The organism is Acidipropionibacterium virtanenii, assembly GCF_003325455.1.
Lineage (GTDB): Bacteria > Actinomycetota > Actinomycetes > Propionibacteriales > Propionibacteriaceae > Acidipropionibacterium > Acidipropionibacterium virtanenii.
Genome location: NZ_CP025198.1, coordinates 411,902 through 428,449, shown reverse-complemented (window position 1 = coordinate 428,449; position 16,548 = coordinate 411,902). Strand labels below are relative to the sequence as shown.

At 65.6% G+C, this 16,548-nt stretch carries 16 protein-coding genes; 5 read left to right on the top strand and 11 right to left on the bottom strand.

Annotated features, from left to right (window positions below):
- Positions 1-123 precede the first annotated feature (123 nt).
- Positions 124-720: an ImmA/IrrE family metallo-endopeptidase gene (locus tag JS278_RS01860; protein WP_114043713.1), complete on the top strand. Its 597-nt coding sequence runs from the start codon at positions 124-126 to the stop codon at positions 718-720.
- A 33-nt stretch (positions 721-753) separates the two neighbouring features.
- Positions 754-1,290, top strand: coding sequence for a hypothetical protein (locus JS278_RS01855; protein WP_147243125.1), 537 nt, complete (start codon positions 754-756; stop codon positions 1,288-1,290).
- A gap of 29 nt (positions 1,291-1,319) precedes the next feature.
- Here the strand turns inward: JS278_RS01855 and JS278_RS01850 are convergent, their stop codons facing one another.
- The 4 genes from JS278_RS01850 to JS278_RS01835 form a co-directional block, all read right to left on the bottom strand.
- Positions 1,320-1,952 (bottom strand): dihydrofolate reductase family protein, encoded by a 633-nt coding sequence (locus JS278_RS01850; RefSeq protein ID WP_114043711.1) that lies wholly within the window; start codon positions 1,950-1,952, stop codon positions 1,320-1,322.
- The gene (locus JS278_RS01845) at positions 1,952-2,458 is read right to left on the bottom strand and encodes an SRPBCC family protein (RefSeq protein ID WP_220150018.1); all 507 of its coding nucleotides are present in this window, start codon (positions 2,456-2,458) and stop codon (positions 1,952-1,954) included. The genes JS278_RS01850 and JS278_RS01845 overlap by 1 nt, the downstream gene beginning before the upstream one ends.
- Positions 2,458-2,802: an ArsR/SmtB family transcription factor gene (locus JS278_RS01840; RefSeq protein ID WP_114046051.1), complete on the bottom strand. Its 345-nt coding sequence runs from the start codon at positions 2,800-2,802 to the stop codon at positions 2,458-2,460. The genes JS278_RS01845 and JS278_RS01840 overlap by 1 nt, the downstream gene beginning before the upstream one ends.
- Positions 2,803-2,957: 155 nt before the next feature.
- Positions 2,958-3,686 carry a VIT1/CCC1 transporter family protein gene (locus tag JS278_RS01835; RefSeq protein WP_114043710.1) on the bottom strand — a complete coding sequence of 243 codons (729 nt, stop codon included), beginning with the start codon at positions 3,684-3,686 and terminating at the stop codon, positions 2,958-2,960.
- 209 nt (positions 3,687-3,895) lie between these two features.
- Here JS278_RS01835 and JS278_RS01830 point away from each other — a divergent pair, with 209 nt between their 5' ends.
- Both JS278_RS01830 and JS278_RS01825 read left to right on the top strand, forming a co-directional pair.
- Positions 3,896-5,494 (top strand): glycoside hydrolase family 32 protein, encoded by a 1,599-nt coding sequence (locus JS278_RS01830; protein ID WP_114043709.1) that lies wholly within the window; start codon positions 3,896-3,898, stop codon positions 5,492-5,494.
- A 56-nt stretch (positions 5,495-5,550) separates the two neighbouring features.
- Positions 5,551-5,718: a DUF1697 domain-containing protein gene (locus JS278_RS01825; RefSeq protein WP_245935166.1), complete on the top strand. Its 168-nt coding sequence runs from the start codon at positions 5,551-5,553 to the stop codon at positions 5,716-5,718.
- 113 nt (positions 5,719-5,831) lie between these two features.
- On the opposite strand, the gene ald is transcribed toward JS278_RS01825, so the two are convergent.
- Positions 5,832-6,962, bottom strand: a complete 1,131-nt coding sequence (ald, locus tag JS278_RS01820) for an alanine dehydrogenase (protein ID WP_114043708.1) — start codon at positions 6,960-6,962, stop codon at positions 5,832-5,834.
- 420 nt (positions 6,963-7,382) lie between these two features.
- Between ald and JS278_RS01815 the strand changes: the two genes are divergently transcribed.
- Positions 7,383-8,948, top strand: coding sequence for an amino acid permease (locus JS278_RS01815; protein WP_114043707.1), 1,566 nt, complete (start codon positions 7,383-7,385; stop codon positions 8,946-8,948).
- Between the two features lie 93 nt (positions 8,949-9,041).
- Here the strand turns inward: JS278_RS01815 and JS278_RS01810 are convergent, their stop codons facing one another.
- The 6 genes from JS278_RS01810 to JS278_RS01785 form a co-directional block, all read right to left on the bottom strand.
- Positions 9,042-9,890, bottom strand: coding sequence for an SDR family NAD(P)-dependent oxidoreductase (locus tag JS278_RS01810; RefSeq protein ID WP_220150017.1), 849 nt, complete (start codon positions 9,888-9,890; stop codon positions 9,042-9,044).
- A gap of 49 nt (positions 9,891-9,939) precedes the next feature.
- On the bottom strand, positions 9,940-11,391 hold the full coding sequence (locus JS278_RS01805) for an APC family permease (RefSeq protein ID WP_114043705.1): 1,452 nt from the start codon (positions 11,389-11,391) through the stop codon (positions 9,940-9,942).
- Positions 11,392-11,823: 432 nt separating this feature from the next.
- Positions 11,824-12,735 (bottom strand): carbohydrate ABC transporter permease, encoded by a 912-nt coding sequence (locus tag JS278_RS01800; RefSeq protein WP_114043704.1) that lies wholly within the window; start codon positions 12,733-12,735, stop codon positions 11,824-11,826.
- A complete protein-coding gene (locus tag JS278_RS01795) occupies positions 12,732-13,784 on the bottom strand; it encodes a carbohydrate ABC transporter permease (RefSeq protein ID WP_114043703.1) in 1,053 nt (350 codons plus the stop codon). Before JS278_RS01795 ends, JS278_RS01800 begins: the two co-directional genes overlap by 4 nt.
- Positions 13,781-15,088 (bottom strand): ABC transporter substrate-binding protein, encoded by a 1,308-nt coding sequence (locus tag JS278_RS01790; protein ID WP_114043702.1) that lies wholly within the window; start codon positions 15,086-15,088, stop codon positions 13,781-13,783. Before JS278_RS01790 ends, JS278_RS01795 begins: the two co-directional genes overlap by 4 nt.
- 41 nt (positions 15,089-15,129) lie before the next feature.
- Positions 15,130-16,440 carry an ABC transporter substrate-binding protein gene (locus tag JS278_RS01785; RefSeq protein ID WP_114043701.1) on the bottom strand — a complete coding sequence of 437 codons (1,311 nt, stop codon included), beginning with the start codon at positions 16,438-16,440 and terminating at the stop codon, positions 15,130-15,132.
- Between the last annotated feature and the right edge of the window lie 108 nt (positions 16,441-16,548).

Here is a 16,548-nt window from a genome sequence, read left to right as displayed (position 1 = left end):
TCGGATGTTCGCCTCCTTCTGGACAGGTCGTGCGGTGACCTTCCGGACGACCTGGCCGAGCAGGTACCGCAGCACCTCCAGGTCGACGTCATCACCGTCGATCTCGCCGGCGAGGGATACCTCATGACGATCGGGCAGCACGCAGTCGTCGTCTCCGCCAGAACCGAGAGCTGGTTCCGCCAGAACTTCACGATCGCTCACGAACTCGGACATGTCGCGCAGGACAGTCTGTGCACTGGCCACACCAATGCGAGCAACGGCGACGAGGCTGGAGCAAATCGTTTTGCTGCAGACCTTCTGATGCCCGAGGACGAGATCCGCTCTATTGACTGGTCGGCCATCACCCTCTCCGTCCTCGCCAAGCAGATCTGGGAGTGGGGCGTCTCAACCGAGGCATTGGCCACTCGGCTCCGGTCCTTGGGCATCTCAGCTCGAGCGGAGGTTACCGAAGCGCTGAGCCAATCCACCCGCGGGCTGCTCCGACGGCACATGGAGATGCCGCCCGGGCCGGACTTCATCACGATCAGGAGCATGAGAGCCACACAGCGGCAGTTCCCTGCTGAACTCGTCTCCAGGCTCGAGACCGCTGTCGAGTCAGGACTCGCGCCACTCGAGTCACTGGCTTTTGCACAAGGGATCGACGTCGAGAAGCTTGAGACGCAGGGGCCGATCACAGAGGACCCCGATGAGGATCTGAGTCTCCTCGAGGGGCTCGATTAACTCATGCCGGGCCTCTTTTTCCCCGATAACACGGTGCTGGTGAACTTCACCTATATCCATCGTCATGACCTCCTTGAATGGTTCCTCAAGGGCCGGGGAACGTGGACCATCGCCATCGCCCGAGAGTGTGCAAAGAGCTCGCGAGAGCCAGACCTGCAGGACATGGCAAGGTGGAATGGCCTGCTGCCCTCTCCCCTGACCCCGACGGCCTCCGAGATCGTCGATGCCAGAACCATTGCGGAGCAGATGAGGAAACCGGGTGAGACAGATCCAGCGAAGAACATGGGCGAGGCGGAGACCATAGCCGTCATCACCCGGCGCGAACTTGAAGCGGTGTTCTTGACGGATGATCACGGCGCAGCGCGGCGCGCCAGCGTTGAGCCTCTGATCCATGTCGCAAGTACCACCAAGGTCCTCGCCCTCGCCGAAGTGGTCGGCCACATCACGCATCTCGAAGCTCGGCAGTGCCTCGCAACGTTGCAGGACCTGGGACGAGTTCTGGGGAACCCGCCGTCTATCAGGGGATATGACGACCACGTGGCCAAGCTCAAGCAGCGAAGGCAAAGGTAGCCCCTCACCCGGGCATCGTGGATCAGGGTTCAGGCTTGCACGCTCCGATCCCGGACGGCGTATGTCAGATGGGTCGCCAACGGTGACGAGGACTCCGAGCCGATCTGTTCCAGGGCGACGCGGGCCGCGTCCACGCCCTCGAACAGGCGTACCCCTTTGCCGAACAGCACCGGCGCGAGAGCGATCGTGAACTCGTCGATCAGGCCCGCGTCAAGGCACTGGACGATCATCTCACCCCCGCCGGAGACCCGGACGTCCTTGTCGCCGGCAGCCTCGCGTGCCTGCTCGATCGCCGCCTCGACGCCCTCGTTGACGAAGTGGAAGGTCGTGCCGCCCAGGCGTTCCCACGGTGCGCGCCTCTCGTGCGTGACGATGAAGACCGGAGCGTGGAAGGGCGGCTCCTCGCGCCACGACTGCTCACCGGCGTCGAACATCCGCTTTCCCATCACGTTCGCTCCGGTGCGCTCGAATGTCGCCCGGACGAGATCGTCGTCGCGGCCCTGCTCACCACCGCCCAGGTTGAGGCTCTCTCGGAAGTACTGCAACCGGAAAGCCCACGCCTGCAGCTCCATCCATTGCTTGCCCATCAACTCCTCGGGCGACTCGGGGGCGATGAAACCGTCCAGCGACATCGAGACGCTGAAGAAGATCTTGCCGGCCATCAGTCCTCAGCTCCGTTCTGGAGGATGTTGGTGACATACGCGGCAAGGTTGGCGAGCGTCTGGCTGCCCCCCTCGATCGCACCGTGCTTCTCGATCGCCTCATCGCGCAGTTGTCTGGTCGGGAAGACCGTGAGCATCTCGATCGTGGTCGCGTCTCCGTCGGCTGTGAAGGTGAGCACCGACTCGAACGCATTCTGATCGTCGTGGTGCTCCCCGTGGAGCATCGCGATCCGCTCCGGCACGGTGATCTCGGTCCAGGTGATCCACTCCGGGTAATCGGTGCCGTCGGGGCCGTGCATCGTGAAGTCCCAGACTCCACCGACGCGGAACTCGAAGGCTCGTGTTGTGGTGGTGAATCCCTCGGGTCCCCACCACTGCGAGAGGTGACGCACTGCGGTGAATGCTTCGAACACCAGCTCTCGTGGTGCGTGGATGCTCCGGGACACCATGATCTGGCGATCGGACGCCGCAGACCGCCCCCGCGTATCTCGTGTGGCATCGCTCATCAGCGTTCCCTTCCATGTTCCTGTTTCAAGCCCTGCACGTACTCGTCCAGCCGATCGAAGCTCTCGTTCCAGAACTGTTCGAACCCGCCCGTCCATTCGTGGACCGGCCGCAGGCCTCGAGCATCGAGGCGGTAGAGACGGCGTTTGCCCTGGCGACGGTCCTGCACCAGCCCGACCTCCCGGAGCACTTTGAGGTGCTTCGATGTGCCCGGCTGCGGCAGGCCCAGATCATGGGAGAGATCGGTCACCCCGCGCTCACCGGCACGCAGCAGCATGAGGATCTCCCTGCGCTGCGGCTCGGCGATCGCGTTGAAGACGTCCGACGTCGTTGCTGCTCGTGCCATGAGAGCGATCATATATCCATATGGGAATACGTCAAGGATTCGCCCGCTCAAGATCAGGGGGACGCTGCCCAGAAGACGCAGAACCGGTCGACGGAGGAGCTGCGCCATCCGGCATCAGCGCGGCCTGCCGGCGGCGCCCCGAGGGCACGGCATCGTCACGCCACAGCCGTCCCGAAGGCCAGACCGATGAGGTAGGTCGCCACCATGGTCGCGGACCCCATCACCACGTTGCGGATCACCGCACGTCCCCGGGCCGCACCACCGAGAGTGGCGCTGATCCATCCGGTGAGGAAGAGGCCGAGGACGACGGCCGCGGCGGCGATCCACACCCGGTGGACCCCGACGGGCAGCAGGATCATCACCAGGGGGATGAGCGCCCCGAGTGTGAAGGAGACGAAGGAGGAGCCGGCCGCGGCCCACGGGTTGGTGTAGTTGTCCGGGTCGATGCCCAGCTCGATCTCCGCGTGGGCGGCCAGGGCGTCCTTGGCCATCAGCTCGTCGGCAACCTGGTGGGAGAGGTGATCGGAGAGGCCGCGCTGCCGGTAGAGGTCGGCGAGCTCCTCCCGCTCCTGCTCGGGCATCGTCTCCAGTTCCCACTTCTCCTGGGCGATGAGCGCCTTCTCGGTGTCGCGCTGGGTGCTCACCGAGACATACTCCCCACCGGCCATGGAGAAGGCACCGGCGACCAGGGCTGCGATGCCGGCCGTGGCGATCGCAGTGACGTTGTGCGGGGTGGCACCGGCGACACCGATCACCACGCCGGCCGTCGACACGATGCCGTCATTGGCTCCCAGCACTCCGGCGCGCAGCCAGTTCAACTTCTGGCCGGTGTTCCTGGAGTGCGGTTCCCCCTTGTGGGGTTGAGGCTCCGCGTTCACGTCCATGGCTCCGATCGTGGCAGTCCCTCCCAGAATCCACCAGGAAGGTGAGGCTGGGCGAAGCGTGGCCCTGATCGATCTCGCCATCGCCCTGACCGATATTGAGTCCCTTCGGCCGAATCATAGAATTGAGCGGTTGTGACTTCTGGGCCCGGCACCCCCGCCCCGGGCCGGAGATCGCATCCCGGATCACACTCACCACAGGAATCACAGGCATGATGCGCACCCACCACCGTCCCGTTCCGAGCAGCCTCGACGGCGCCGTCGTCGAGTCCGCGGCTCACGAACCGGGCACCGATTCCCGGGCATCGCATCGTGTCGGCGACCACCGGCCGCTCTACCACTTCTGGCGCGACGGCGAGCGGATCCAGGCCCCCAACGCCCTGGTCCGCATCGGCGATAAGTACCACCTGTTCCCCCAGTTCGACGGCTTCTGGGGGCACTCGGTGAGCACCGACCTGATGCGCTGGAGCGATCTGGCCGGGAGCCCGCAGCAGCGTCTGGCGGCGGGCCCCGGATCGGTCGTCCTCGACCGCTACGACCGCTCGGGGCTGTTCGGAGGACGCCGGGGCCTGGTCGCCCTGTTCACCGATCCCGGTGCCGCCGGCATCCGTCTGGCCCACAGCACCGACCATGGAGCAAGCTGGCAGGTCCACGACGGGGCCGTGCTCGATCCCCCGGAGTGTCACGGACGGTTCGCAGGGCGGTTCACCGATCCCCGGGTGGTCCGCGACCTCAACCATCACCAGTGGGTGATGGTCGTCGCCCGCGGCGATCTGCTGAGGTTCTACCGGTCTGACGACCTGCTCCACTGGAGCCCTTCGGCCGATCACGATCGCAACCGGTTCGGCGCCGGGCCCTGGCATGAGGGCGGTGACCTGCGTCATCCCGATTTCTTCCCGATGCGGGTCCAGGCCACCAACACCACCAGGTGGGTGCTGTGGTGGAGCAGCGCCTCGGCCCCCGCCACCAACGGATCGGCCTGGCGCTACGTGATCGGCGACTGGGACGGCTCGGTCTTCACCCCGATGACCGGCCCGTCCCCCGTGCTGCGCGCCGATGCCGGCCGCGATCTCTGCGCCGCAACCACCTGCGACGACGCCCCTGAGGGACGCCGCGTGATGATCGCCAGGATGACGAACCAGGATTACGCCGGCCAGACCCCGACCGGTACCTGGTCCGGGCCGCTGAGCACGCCCCGCGAGATCGGCCTGGTGAACACGCGGGACGGGCTGCGACTCACCCAGCGTCCCGCGGCCGAGGTGGCCGGGCTGCACACCAGCGCCACCGCCGTCCAGGACAAGCCGGTCGGCTGCGAGTTCAACCCGATCGGCGGCCTCGGCAGCCGTGCCGTCGACATCGAGGCCGAGCTGGAGACCTCCTCCTTCGACGGGGCCCACACGGTGACTCTTCAGGTCTGCTGCGGAGGGGACCGTCACACCGACATCGTCTGGCGCCCCGCCGAGCGCACCCTGACCGTCGACCGGTCCGAGAGCGGCGCCACCGAGTTCAGCGAGTCCTTCGCCACCCCCTGCCAGACCCGAGACGTCCCGGCCGAGTCAGTGGTGCGCGCGGACTCGGCGTCGGTGGCGGTGCGGTGGCCCGAATCGACCCTCGGCGGGGTGCGCCGGGCCTGGCTGAGGGTGCTCATCGACTCCTGCTCGCTGGAGGTGTTCAGCGCGGACGGCCTCACCGCCGTCACGACCGCGATCTTCCCCGGGACCGGGGCGACCGGGCTGCGACTGTCGGCTGAGGGCGGCGCCGCTCGGCTCATCCGCGTACGGGCGAACACCATGGAGCGGGCCGCGCAGTAGTGAGTCTCCCGGCCCGTTTGCGAGGAGTGAACGTCGGTGGGCACGGCCGCCTGCCGATGGCTGAGCTGCGGGCCCTGCTGGAGAGGCTCGGACACCAGGACGTGGCGACCTACCTGCAGAGCGGGCAGGCGATCTTCACCACCGAGGAGGATGACGAGGACGCACTCGCCGGGCGGATCCGGGCCTCAGCCCACCGGACGACGCGAACCTCCTGGCGGGCATAGCGCATGGCGGATCTCCCGGCAGTGGGGGTGTTTCGGCCCATCCGGGCCGGAATGCCCCATCTGTCGGGAGATCCGTCTGGTACGACCGCGTCGAGAACCCGGGCCCGGAGACCTCAGGCCGCCAGGGTGTAGCTCAGCAGCTCGTTGATGTCGGCGTGCGGAATGTCCAGCGCGTCGCCGACCGGCATCGAGTACAGCTTCCCGTCATGGGTGGTGAGCCCGCGGGCGAGATCGCGACGCTGGTTGACGGCACCCTGCCAGCCCTTGTCGGCCAGCAGCGTTGCGTAGCGCATCGTCGCGTTGGTCAGCGCCAGGGTGGAGGTGTGAGGCACCGCACCGGGCATGTTGGCCACGCAGTAGAAGATCGAGTCGTGCACTTTGAAGGTGGGGTCGGCATGCGTGGTCGGATGAGAGTCCTCGAAGCAGCCGCCCTGGTCTATGGCCACATCCACGAGCACTGAGCCGGGACGCATCTTGGCCACCATCTCATTGGTCACCAGATGGGGCGTACGGGCTCCCGGCACCAGCACCGAGCCGATCACCAGATCGGACTCCATGCAGGCCTGCTCGACGGCCAGCCCGGTGGAGAACTCGGTGTGGATGGCTCCCTGAGTGACCTCCTCGATGTAACGCATCCGCTCCTCGTTGACGTCGTAGAGGCGCACCCGAGCGCCCATGCCAAGGGCGACCCTGGCAGCGCAGAACCCGACCACACCGCCACCGAGGACGATGACCTCGCCCTTGTGGACGCCGGAGCCGCCGCCGAGCAGGGTGCCGTTGCCGCCGTTGGGCTGCATGAGGCAGTTGGCGCCGACCTGGGTGGCCAGCCGACCGGCGATCTCCGACATCGGGGACAGCAGCGGCAGCTGGTGGGTGTCGGACTCGACGGTCTCGTAGGCGATGGACGTGACCTTGCGGTCCAGCAGTTCCTTGGTAAGAGGCTCGTCAGCGGCCAGGTGAAGGTAGGTGAAGAGGGTCTGGCCCTCGTGCATCCTGCCGTACTCCTCGGAGATGGGCTCCTTGACCTTCAGAATCATCTCGGCGTCGTCCCACACCTTGTCGACGTCGTCGACCATGGTGGCGCCGGCATTGACGTACTCGGCATCGCTGATGGCCGATCCGACGCCCGCTCCGCTCTGGACGGCCACCTCGTGCCCGTGCTCGACCAGCGCGTGGACGCCGGCGGGGGTGATGGCCACCCGGAACTCGTTGTTCTTGATCTCTGTCGGGATTCCGATGTGCATCTGCTCTTCTCCTTTGAATGAGCGATTCAGTTTTTCCATCGGTCGCCGGCCGGGCCGACGATTGAGCACCGCGCTACGTTGCACACCACTCACAGACCACAATAGACCCACGCTTCCGACAACGCCAATCGGGGCCCGGTCATGAGCTTGACCGTCACTTCCTCGCCTGTCACCGCTTCGTCGGTCACCGTTTGGCCTGTCCCGCCTCTCCCCTCACCGGATCGGGATAAGGGAAGCCTTATCTGTCCAGGAAAACCGGACAGAACGGTCCGGATAGAGGCCTCTGGACAGATCGCCTAACAGACGTATAGTGGAGAACACGACTCGCGCCCACCACGTGATCACCGTCGATCACAGCGAAGAGGGGGCCGAGCCCGGGTGAGTAGTCTGCTTACACAAATAGGCGTGGAGGCAATACGCATGTACATCAGCAACGATGACCGAATCTCGTCCGCCCGAAGTTCGGCCTCACCGGGTGACGCCGACCTGAAAGACGAGACTCCGTCCACGAAGCCCGAGCAGATCACCCCGCACGAGGACGAGCAACAGCTCGAACGCGGACTGCACAACCGTCACCTGCAGTTGATCGCCATCGGCGGGGCCATCGGAACAGGACTGTTCCTGGGTTCCGGACGGACGATCCATCTCGCCGGGCCGTCCATCCTGCTGGTCTACCTCGTGATCGGCTTCTTCCTGTTCTTCGTGATGCGAGCCATGGGAGAGCTGCTGCTGTCCAACCTGGCATACAAGTCCTTCGCGGACTTCACCACGGACCTCGTCGGCAAACCGGCCGGCTTCTACATCGGCTGGACCTACTGGATGTGCTGGGTGGTCATCGGGATCGCCGACACCACAGCCATCTGCGGCTATCTGTCCCTGTGGTTCCCCACTTTGCCGAAGTGGATTCCGGCACTGTGCGTCGTGCTCCTGCTCACCGGCCTCAACATGGTCGCGGTGAGAATCTTCGGGGAACTCGAGTTCTGGTTCGCGATGATCAAGATCGTCACGATCATCGCGCTCATCCTGATCGGCGGCTATCTGGCTCTGACGGCCTTCCAGCCGCCGGTCTCCGGCGCACCGGCCGCATCCTTCACTCACCTGTGGGATCGCGGCGGCTTCTTCCCGACCGGCTTCATGGGCTTCCTCGCCGGGTTCCAGATCGCCATCTTCTCCTTCCAGGGGATCGAGATGGCCGGCACCGCTGCCGCCGAGACGAAGGACCCGGAGCACAACCTTCCCAAGGCCATCAATTCCATCCCGGCCCGCGTCCTGATCTTCTATATCCTCGCCCTGGGCGTCATCATGTCCGTGCAGCCATGGGATCTCATCGATCCCGACCAGAGCCCCTTCGTCGAGATGTTCGGGTTCATCGGAATTCTCATCGCCTTCCACGTCATCAACTTCGTGGTGCTCACCTCAGCAGCATCATCGGCGAACTCGGGGGTGTTTTCCACCTCGCGCATCATGTACGGCATGGCTCGCGAGAAGAATGCGCCGTCGCGTTTTGCCGGATTGTCCGGCCGCCATGTTCCCAGGAATGCTCTTGTACTGACGGCTCTGTGTATTTCTCCGGCTATCGTTCTCGTGATGCTCTCAGATTCCGTGATGGATGCGTTCAGCATGGTTGCCGGAGTGTCATCGGTCCTCTACATCTCGGTCTGGGGACTCATCATGGTGGCGTATCTGCGGTACCTCAAGAAGTTCCCGGAGAGGCATGACGAGTCCATCTTCCCGATGCCGTTCGGGAGGGCGATGTCGTGGGCGACCCTCGTCTTCTTCGTCGCTGTTCTGGTGGCCCTGTCGCTGTCCGAGGACACCCGGATCGCGCTGTTCGCGGCGCCCGTGTGGATCCTCTTCATGATCGTCGTGTACCGGGCGCTGCGGGGCACCCGGGCCACGGCCGAGGCGATCGACTTCGACGCCGAGCGCATCAGGGCTCGGGAGGTCCTGGAGCGCGAGCGGGCCGCCGAGGAGTCCGAGGGCTGACCGTCCCCTCATCCTGTCCCGACCCTCCGGCCCGACGCCTCGCCTCCGTCGAATGCAGGAAACGGTCCCTGCATTCGCCGCACGCCGGGCGGATCAGTTCATCGTCATGCCGCCGGTGACATTGATCCCCTGGCCGGTCATGTAGGAGGCCAGGTCGGAGGCCAGGAAGAGGCAGACCCCGGCGACGTCGGCGGGCTGACCGGTGCGCCCCAGCGGCACCTGGGAGTTGTCCTCGGCCTCGACGTCAGCGGCGCTCATGCCGCGCAGCTCGCCGCCCTCCACGCGCTCGCGCCACTTCATCGCGGTCTCGATGATGCCCGGGCACACCGCATTGACGGTGATCCCGTAGGGCGCCTCCTCGATGGCCAAGGTCTTGGTGAGGCCGAGCACGGCGTGCTTGGAGGCGACATAGGCGCCCATCCCGCGGTAGCCGTTCTTGCCGGCCTGGCTGGCGACCAGGATGATCCTCCCGGGCCTTCCGGCGGCCTCCAGACGCCGGGCGACCGCCCGGGCGGTCAGGAAGGACCCGCGCGCGTTGAGCCCCAGGTTGAACTCCCACTGGTCCGCCGTGGTGTCGACCACCCGCGCCATCGTGGAGGAACCCGCGCAGTTCACCAGCACCCCGATGGTGCCCAGCCCCGGATCGGCCGCCACGGCGTCGGCCAGGGCCTCCACCCCGGCCTCGTCGGTGACGTCCAGGTGGGCCCGCCAGAACTCCTCGCCGTCGTGGCGAGCAGGCCCCTCGTCGCTGAAGGACAGGTCGGCGGCCACCACCTTCGCCCCGACCGCGGCGAAGGAGTCGCGCACCGCGGCCCCGATCCCCTGGGCCCCGCCGGTCACCAGCACCACCTCTGCCTCCAGCCGTGCGAAGGGGTTGACGCCGGGGGCCGGGACGGGTCCGGACGCGGCGGGCGTGTCGATGGTGGGTCGGATGTCGGTCAACGGAGTCTCCTTGTCGGGTGGAGGTGCGGGAACGTCGCGGGTCAGACGATCAGACCGGGTCGAGGTCTCCGGCCGGGCCGTCCGAGACACTGGCTGGCACGGCGTCCTTCCCGCCGCCGGCGTCTCCCCCGCCGTGCTTCTTGGCCTTGTCATAGGCGAAGTAGACGATGAAGGAGACCACCGGGATGAGGGCGCCGACGATCGCGGTGAAGGGGTCGGTGACGAAGGTGTTGACCATCAGGGCCACATAGATCGCCACATTGACGAAGACGATCGCCGGGTACCCCCACGCCTTGAAGGGACGCTCCAAGGTGGGGTACTTCCTGCGGCTGACGATCACCGAGACGATGGTCAGGGTGTTGTAGATCATCGTGGTGAACACGGTCATCGAGGTGAGCTGTTCCAGATTGCCCATCGTGATGAGGATCATCACGACGATGCACTGGGCGATCATCGCGGTGGTCGGCACACCCGTGCGCGGGCTCACCCGGGTGAAGATCTTGAAGAAGTGGCCCTCCTCGGCCATCGCGTAGTAGTTGCGCGGGAAGGCGAGGATCTCGGCGTTGAGGCAGGAGAAGATCGCCACCACCATGCACACCAGCACCAGGACGCCGCCGGCCGCGCCGAAGAGCACCTTGGCGGTCTGCATCCCCAGGTAAAGATCCCCCGAGGCCACCGCCGACGAGATGGTGCCGGCCGGCAGCACCCGGAAGATCGCGAAGTTGAACAGCAGATACAGGGCCGTGCAGATGGCCGCCGAGATCATCATCGCCTTCGGCAGATCCTTGCGAGGATTCTTCATCTCCCCGGCGACGGTGCCCAGGTTCTCCCAGCCCTCGTAGGCCCAGAACACCGAGACGGTGCCGAAGCCGATCATCGACAGGATCGCTACCGGGGAGGCCGGGAGCCCGTCCACCACCGGGGCCAGGTTCATGTGAGGCGTCTGGTGACCCAGGAACAGGCCGGCCACGATGATGAGCACCAGCGGGATGAGCTTGGCGATCATCGTGATGTTCCCGACCATCGCACCGACCTTGACGCCCATCATGTTGTAGGCGGTCAGGGCGATGATGAGGGCGTAGGCGATGAGTTTGACCTGCCCGTCGGACAGGTTCAGCACCGATTTCACGGCCATCGGCAGGGCCTGGCACAGCGCCGCGATGGACGCCGTCATCCCCGCCATGAGCATGGTGAAGCCGAAGGAGAACCCCACTGACGGGTGGTAGGCCTTGCGCAGGTAGACCACCTCGCCGCCGGTCTCGGGGTACTGCGCCCCCAGCTCGGCGAAGCACAGCGATCCCAGCAGCGCCAGCAGGCCCCCGATGAACCAGCAGATCAGTGCCAGTCCGTAGCTCATGTGGGTGCGTTCCAGCACGAAGGAGCCGGAGTAGAAGATGCCCGAGCCGATGATCATGCCGCAGATCAGGCTGATCCCGCTGAACAGGCCGATGGCCTTCTTGAAGCCGGCTCCCCCACCGGTGCCCTTCTCGACCTGCGTCATGGACGTCCCCGTTCCTCGCCGGGCGGGGTCAGGTCCGTCGGACCGGGCTCCGCAAGAGTGATGGGAGCCTACCCAGGATCGATGACAGCGACGAGGATGTGTTCGTTCTCCGGGATGCCGTCCTAAATACTGAAACCGCATCAGTGGTGACGTCACAGCCCCCGGTCCGGGCCGACCCCGGATCAGACAAGGGCGACGATACGGCCACCTTCCCGGCAGGCCGCGAACATCGCTGCGGAGCTGCGGGCCACCAGCACCCCGCCCCGCCATGCCACGAACAGCCCGGTGGAGGTGGCCGCCCCGGCCGAAGCTCCCGTCGAGGTTCATCAGCTACGGCTCGGTCGACCGGATTTCCCGCTCAGCGAGGGTTCTCGGCCCGATCGGGCCGAGAACCCTCGCTGAATGGAAAATCCGGGAGACAGTTCCCCGGGACTACTTGAGAGATCCGGCGGCCAGCCCGCCGACGATCCGGCGCTGGAAGATGAGCACCACGATCAGCAGCGGCACCGTCACGATGACGCCGGCCGCCATGATCGTCCCGTAGGGAGTGTCATAGCCGGAGACGCCGGTGAATTTCGAGATGGCCACGTTCGCGGTCATGTGCGTGTCGTCGTTGACCATCGTCAGGGCGATGAGGAACTCGTTCCACGCCGCGATGAAGGTGATGATCGCAGTGGTGAAGACACCCGGAGCGGCCAGCGGAAGGATCACCTTGCGGAACGCCTGACTGCGGGTGGCCCCGTCCACCATCGCCGACTCCTCCAGCTCATGGGGAAGCTGGCGGAAATAGGCGTTCAACGTCCACACCGCCAACGGCAGCGCGAAGCTGATCGACGGCAGAATCATCGCCTGATAGCTGTTGATCCAGTTCACCGGGAAGAACGCGTACCCGCCAGTGAACAGTCTCAGCAGCGGAACGATGAGCGTCACCACCGGGAACATCGAGGTGGAGATGATGAGGAACAGCACAAACGATTTCCCGCGGAACTTCAACCGAGCCATCGCATAAGCGGCCACAGTGCCGATGACCAGCACCAGGACCGTGGTGATCCCCGCGACGATCAGCGAATTGACCAGCGACCTCCCGAAATGGTTCTGCCCCGAGAACACCGCCTTGAAGTTGTCGAAACTGACGGGGCTCGGGATGAAATTCGTACTCAGCCCCATCGACGGCAGCCTCAGCGCCGAGACGATCATCCAGTAGAAGGGGGCCAGGCAGTAGACGATGATCAGCAGGACGCCGACGATCGTCAACACCCTGGTCACCTGCTCGGTGGGCTTGAGGCGACGATGGCGGAGCTGCTCGATCTCCTCCGCGCTGACCGTGGACTCAACCGTGCTCATGCCACACCTCCTGCACGCCGAGGCGCCGCCTCAGCAGACGCTGCCGAACCGGCCGCACTGATGACCGCCGGGCCGCTCGAGGACGCCGAACCCGCCTCGCCACCGCCGCCGCGCTTCTTCTTCCTCTTCTTGTCGGGATTCTGGTCGCCCATGATGTCGGCCCCCAGCACCTTCACGAAGACGAAGACGGCCAGGCAGATGTAGGCGAACAGGTACAGCGAGTACGCCGCCGCCTCCCCGTACCGCGACTGACCGGCCTCGTACCAGGACAGCATCGACAACGTCTTACCCGAATCAAGCATCCCCAGCAGACCGTAGGGCAGGTCGAACATCCTCATGGCGTCCAGGGTGCGGAACAGCACCGCCACCACGAGCACCGGCCGCACCAGCGGCAGGGTGATCCGCCAGAACGTCTTCCACGGACTGGCGCCGTCGACCTTCGCGGCCTCGTAGACCTGGGTGTCGATGGTCTGCAGCCCGGCCAGGGTGAGCAGACCGATATAGGGAGCGGTCTTCCAGATGTCGGCGATCAGAATCGCCACCTTGGCCTGCCAGCCCTCAGTGGTCCACAGCACCTGATGCCCGATCAGCCTGTTGAAGATGCCGTCGGCGTTGAAGATCAACTTCCACATCAGCGCCGAGACAATGGTCGGGATGGCCCAGGGCACCAGGATTCCGGCCCGCACCCAACCCAGCCCGCGCATCCCGCGCACCATGATGAGCGCCATGATGACGCCCAGCACGGTCTCGACGAGGACGCCGACCACGGTCAGCAGGGTGGTGTTACCGAAAGCGTTCCAGAACTGCTGCGAGGCGTCCGGGTTGGAGAACACCGCCGAGTAGTTCTCCAGTCCGACGAAGGTGTCGCCCTTCTCCACCAGCCCCGTCTCCGGATTGATCCCCGAACCGGTCTTGAAGAAGGACTGCCACAACGACAGCACCAGCGGGAATCCGACCACCAGGGCCAGCACGATGAACGTCGGCAGCAGGAGCAGATACGCGAATCGCTCCTCCTTGCGGGACTCGGCCGAGATCTTCTGCCGACTCATTTCGACAGCGCCTCCAGCTTCGTCTGCAGGGACTTCAGGGTCGCCCCGGCATCACCCTTCCCACCCAGGGCGGGGTAGACGGCGTTCTGGATCGCCAGTGTGACATCGCCGTAGTTGTGCACCTTGGGGCGGGTGGTGCCGCTCTCCAGAGTCTTCTTGAGCGTCGGCGTGTATGGCATCGCCTTGATGAGTTCGGCGTCGTCGTAGAGGGAGGCGAGCGCCGGAGCGCGGGACCCCGAGATCGCCCAGGCCTTCTGCACCGGCTCGGTGGCCATGTACTGGGCGAAGGCCAGGGCCGAGCCCTTGTTCTTGGCGAAGGAGGAGATCCCCAGGTTGTAGCCGCCGAGCACGGTGGTACCGGTGCCCGAGCCGATACCCGGCATGGGAGCGACGCCGAACTTGCCGGCCACCTTCGACGACCCGTCGCTCTGGGAGAACTTCGCCCACACATAGGGCCAGTTCGTGAGGAAGAGCAGCTTGCCGTCCTGGAAGGCCTGGCGCGACTCCTCCTCCTTGTAGGTCAGCGCCTGCTTGCCGATGTAGCCCTTGGCGAAGCCGTCGATCATCGCCTGGAGGCCGGCCTTGGCCCCGTCGCTGGTCGCGGTGGGCTTGCCCTCCTCGTTGAAGAGGGTGCCCCCCGCCGAGGCGACCGCGGCCGCGAAGTTGACCGTCAGGCCCTCGTACTTGGCGAACTGGCCGGCGTAGGCCGTCATCCCCTTGGCCGCGGCGGTGCCCTTCACCTTGTCCCAGGCCGCCCACATCTCGGCCCAGGTCTTCGGGACGCCGACGCCGGCGGCGTCCAGGATGTCCTTGCGGTAGAAGAGCATCTGTCCGTTGGTGACGAAGGGGATGCCGTAGACCTTCTTGAAGTAGGTCGCGCTGTCGACGCTGGACTTGAGGTACATCGCCGTGTCCGTGTTCTCGGGCAGCGGCAGTATCCACTGCTGGGCGGCGAACTCGGCGGTCCAGATCGGATCGACGGCGACGACGGTGTAGGCGTCCGACTTCACCTGGAAGTTGCGGATCATGGACGCCCGCTGATCGTCGGCGCTCTCCGACAGCTCGGTCAGCGTCGCCTTCTCCTTCGGGTGGGACTTGTTCCAGCCGTCGATGAGGGTCTGGAGTTTTCCCGTGGTGTCCTTGCCCATCGCGAAGGTGACGGGCCCTTTCTCGGTGAAATCGCCGGCGGATGAGGCCGATGAACCGGTGGAGCCGGAACCGGACTCGGAACCGCATGCGCCCAACAGCGCGGCAGCACTGAGGCCTCCCACCGCTGAGATGAATCCACGTCGAGATACTTTCATGGCGTGCTCTCCTTCGAACGCGTCGGCCTGGCGACCAGATATTACTTGGCCAGGGCCTCGAGTTTGGTCTGCAGCGACTTCAGGGTGTCGTCGACGCCGGTGCCACCGCTCAGAGCGGGGTAGACGGCGTTCTGGATCGCCAGCGTCACGTCGCCGTAGTTGTGCACCTTCGGCCGGGTGCCGGCATTGTCGAGGGCCTTCTTGAGGGTCTCGGTGTACGGGTAGGCCTTGATGACCTCGGCATCGGAGTACAGCGAGGTGGCCACCGGCGCCTGGCTGCTGGCCAGCGTCCAGGCCTTCTGCACGTCCTCGGTGGCCATGTACTTGGCGAAGGCCAGGGCCGAGGCCTTGTTCTTGGCGAAGGAGGAGACGCCGAGGTTCCATCCGCCGAGCACCGTGGTGCCGGTGCCCGACCCGATGCCGGGGACCGGGGCGACGTCGAACTTGCCGGCCACCTTCGAGGAGCCGTCGGTGGCGGCGGCCTTGGCGTAGACGTAGGGCCAGTTGACCAGGAACATGACCTTGCCGTCCTGGAAGGCCTGGCGGGACTCCTCCTCCTTGTAGGTGAGGTTCGGCTTGCCGATGTAGCCCTTGGTGAAGCCGTCGACCAGGGCCTGGAGGCCGGCCTTGGCCCCGTCACTGGTCGCGGTGGGCTTGCCCTCCTCGTTGAAGAGAGTGCCCCCGGCCGAGAGCACGGCCTGAGTGAAGTTCACCGTGAGGCCCTCGTACTTGGACAGCTGACCGGCGTAGGCCGTCATCCCCTTGGCCGCGGCGGTGCCCTTCACCTTGTCCCAGGCCGCCCACATCTCGGCCCAGGTCTTCGGGACGCCGACCCCGGCGGCCTTCAGAAGGTCCTTGCGGTAGTAGAGGAGCTCGCCGTTGGTGTTGAAGGGGATGCCGTAGAGCTTCTTGAAGTAGGTCGCGCTGTCGACGCTGGACTTGAGCAGCTTGGAGGTGTCGGTGCCGGAGGGCAGCGCCTGGACCCACTGCTGGGAGGCGAACTCGGAGACCCAGATCGGATCCATCGCGACCACCGAGTAGGCGTCCGACTTCACCTGGAAGTTCTGGATCATCGCGGCGCGCTGGTCATCGGAACTCTCCGAGAGTTCCTTGAGGGTCGCCTTCTCACTCGGATGGGCCTTGTTCCAACCGTCCAGGATCTCCTGGAGTTTGCCGGTGGTGTCCTTCCCGATCGCGAATGTGATGGGGCCCTTTCCGGTGAAGCTGCCGCTCGCACCACCGCCGGCCGATGACGAGGACGAGCCGGATGAATCAGATCCGCAGGCGCTCAGCAATGCTGCGGTGCCGAGGCCGCCTAGCCCGGCAAGAAATCCACGACGTGAAACTGACATGACGCATTCTCCCTCGAATGGAACTGGGCACTCAGTGAGTCGATGCCACACTCGACGCCGGGTCGGCACCGCCCCGTGGACGACATGCTAGCAGTTCCGAACCTCTTG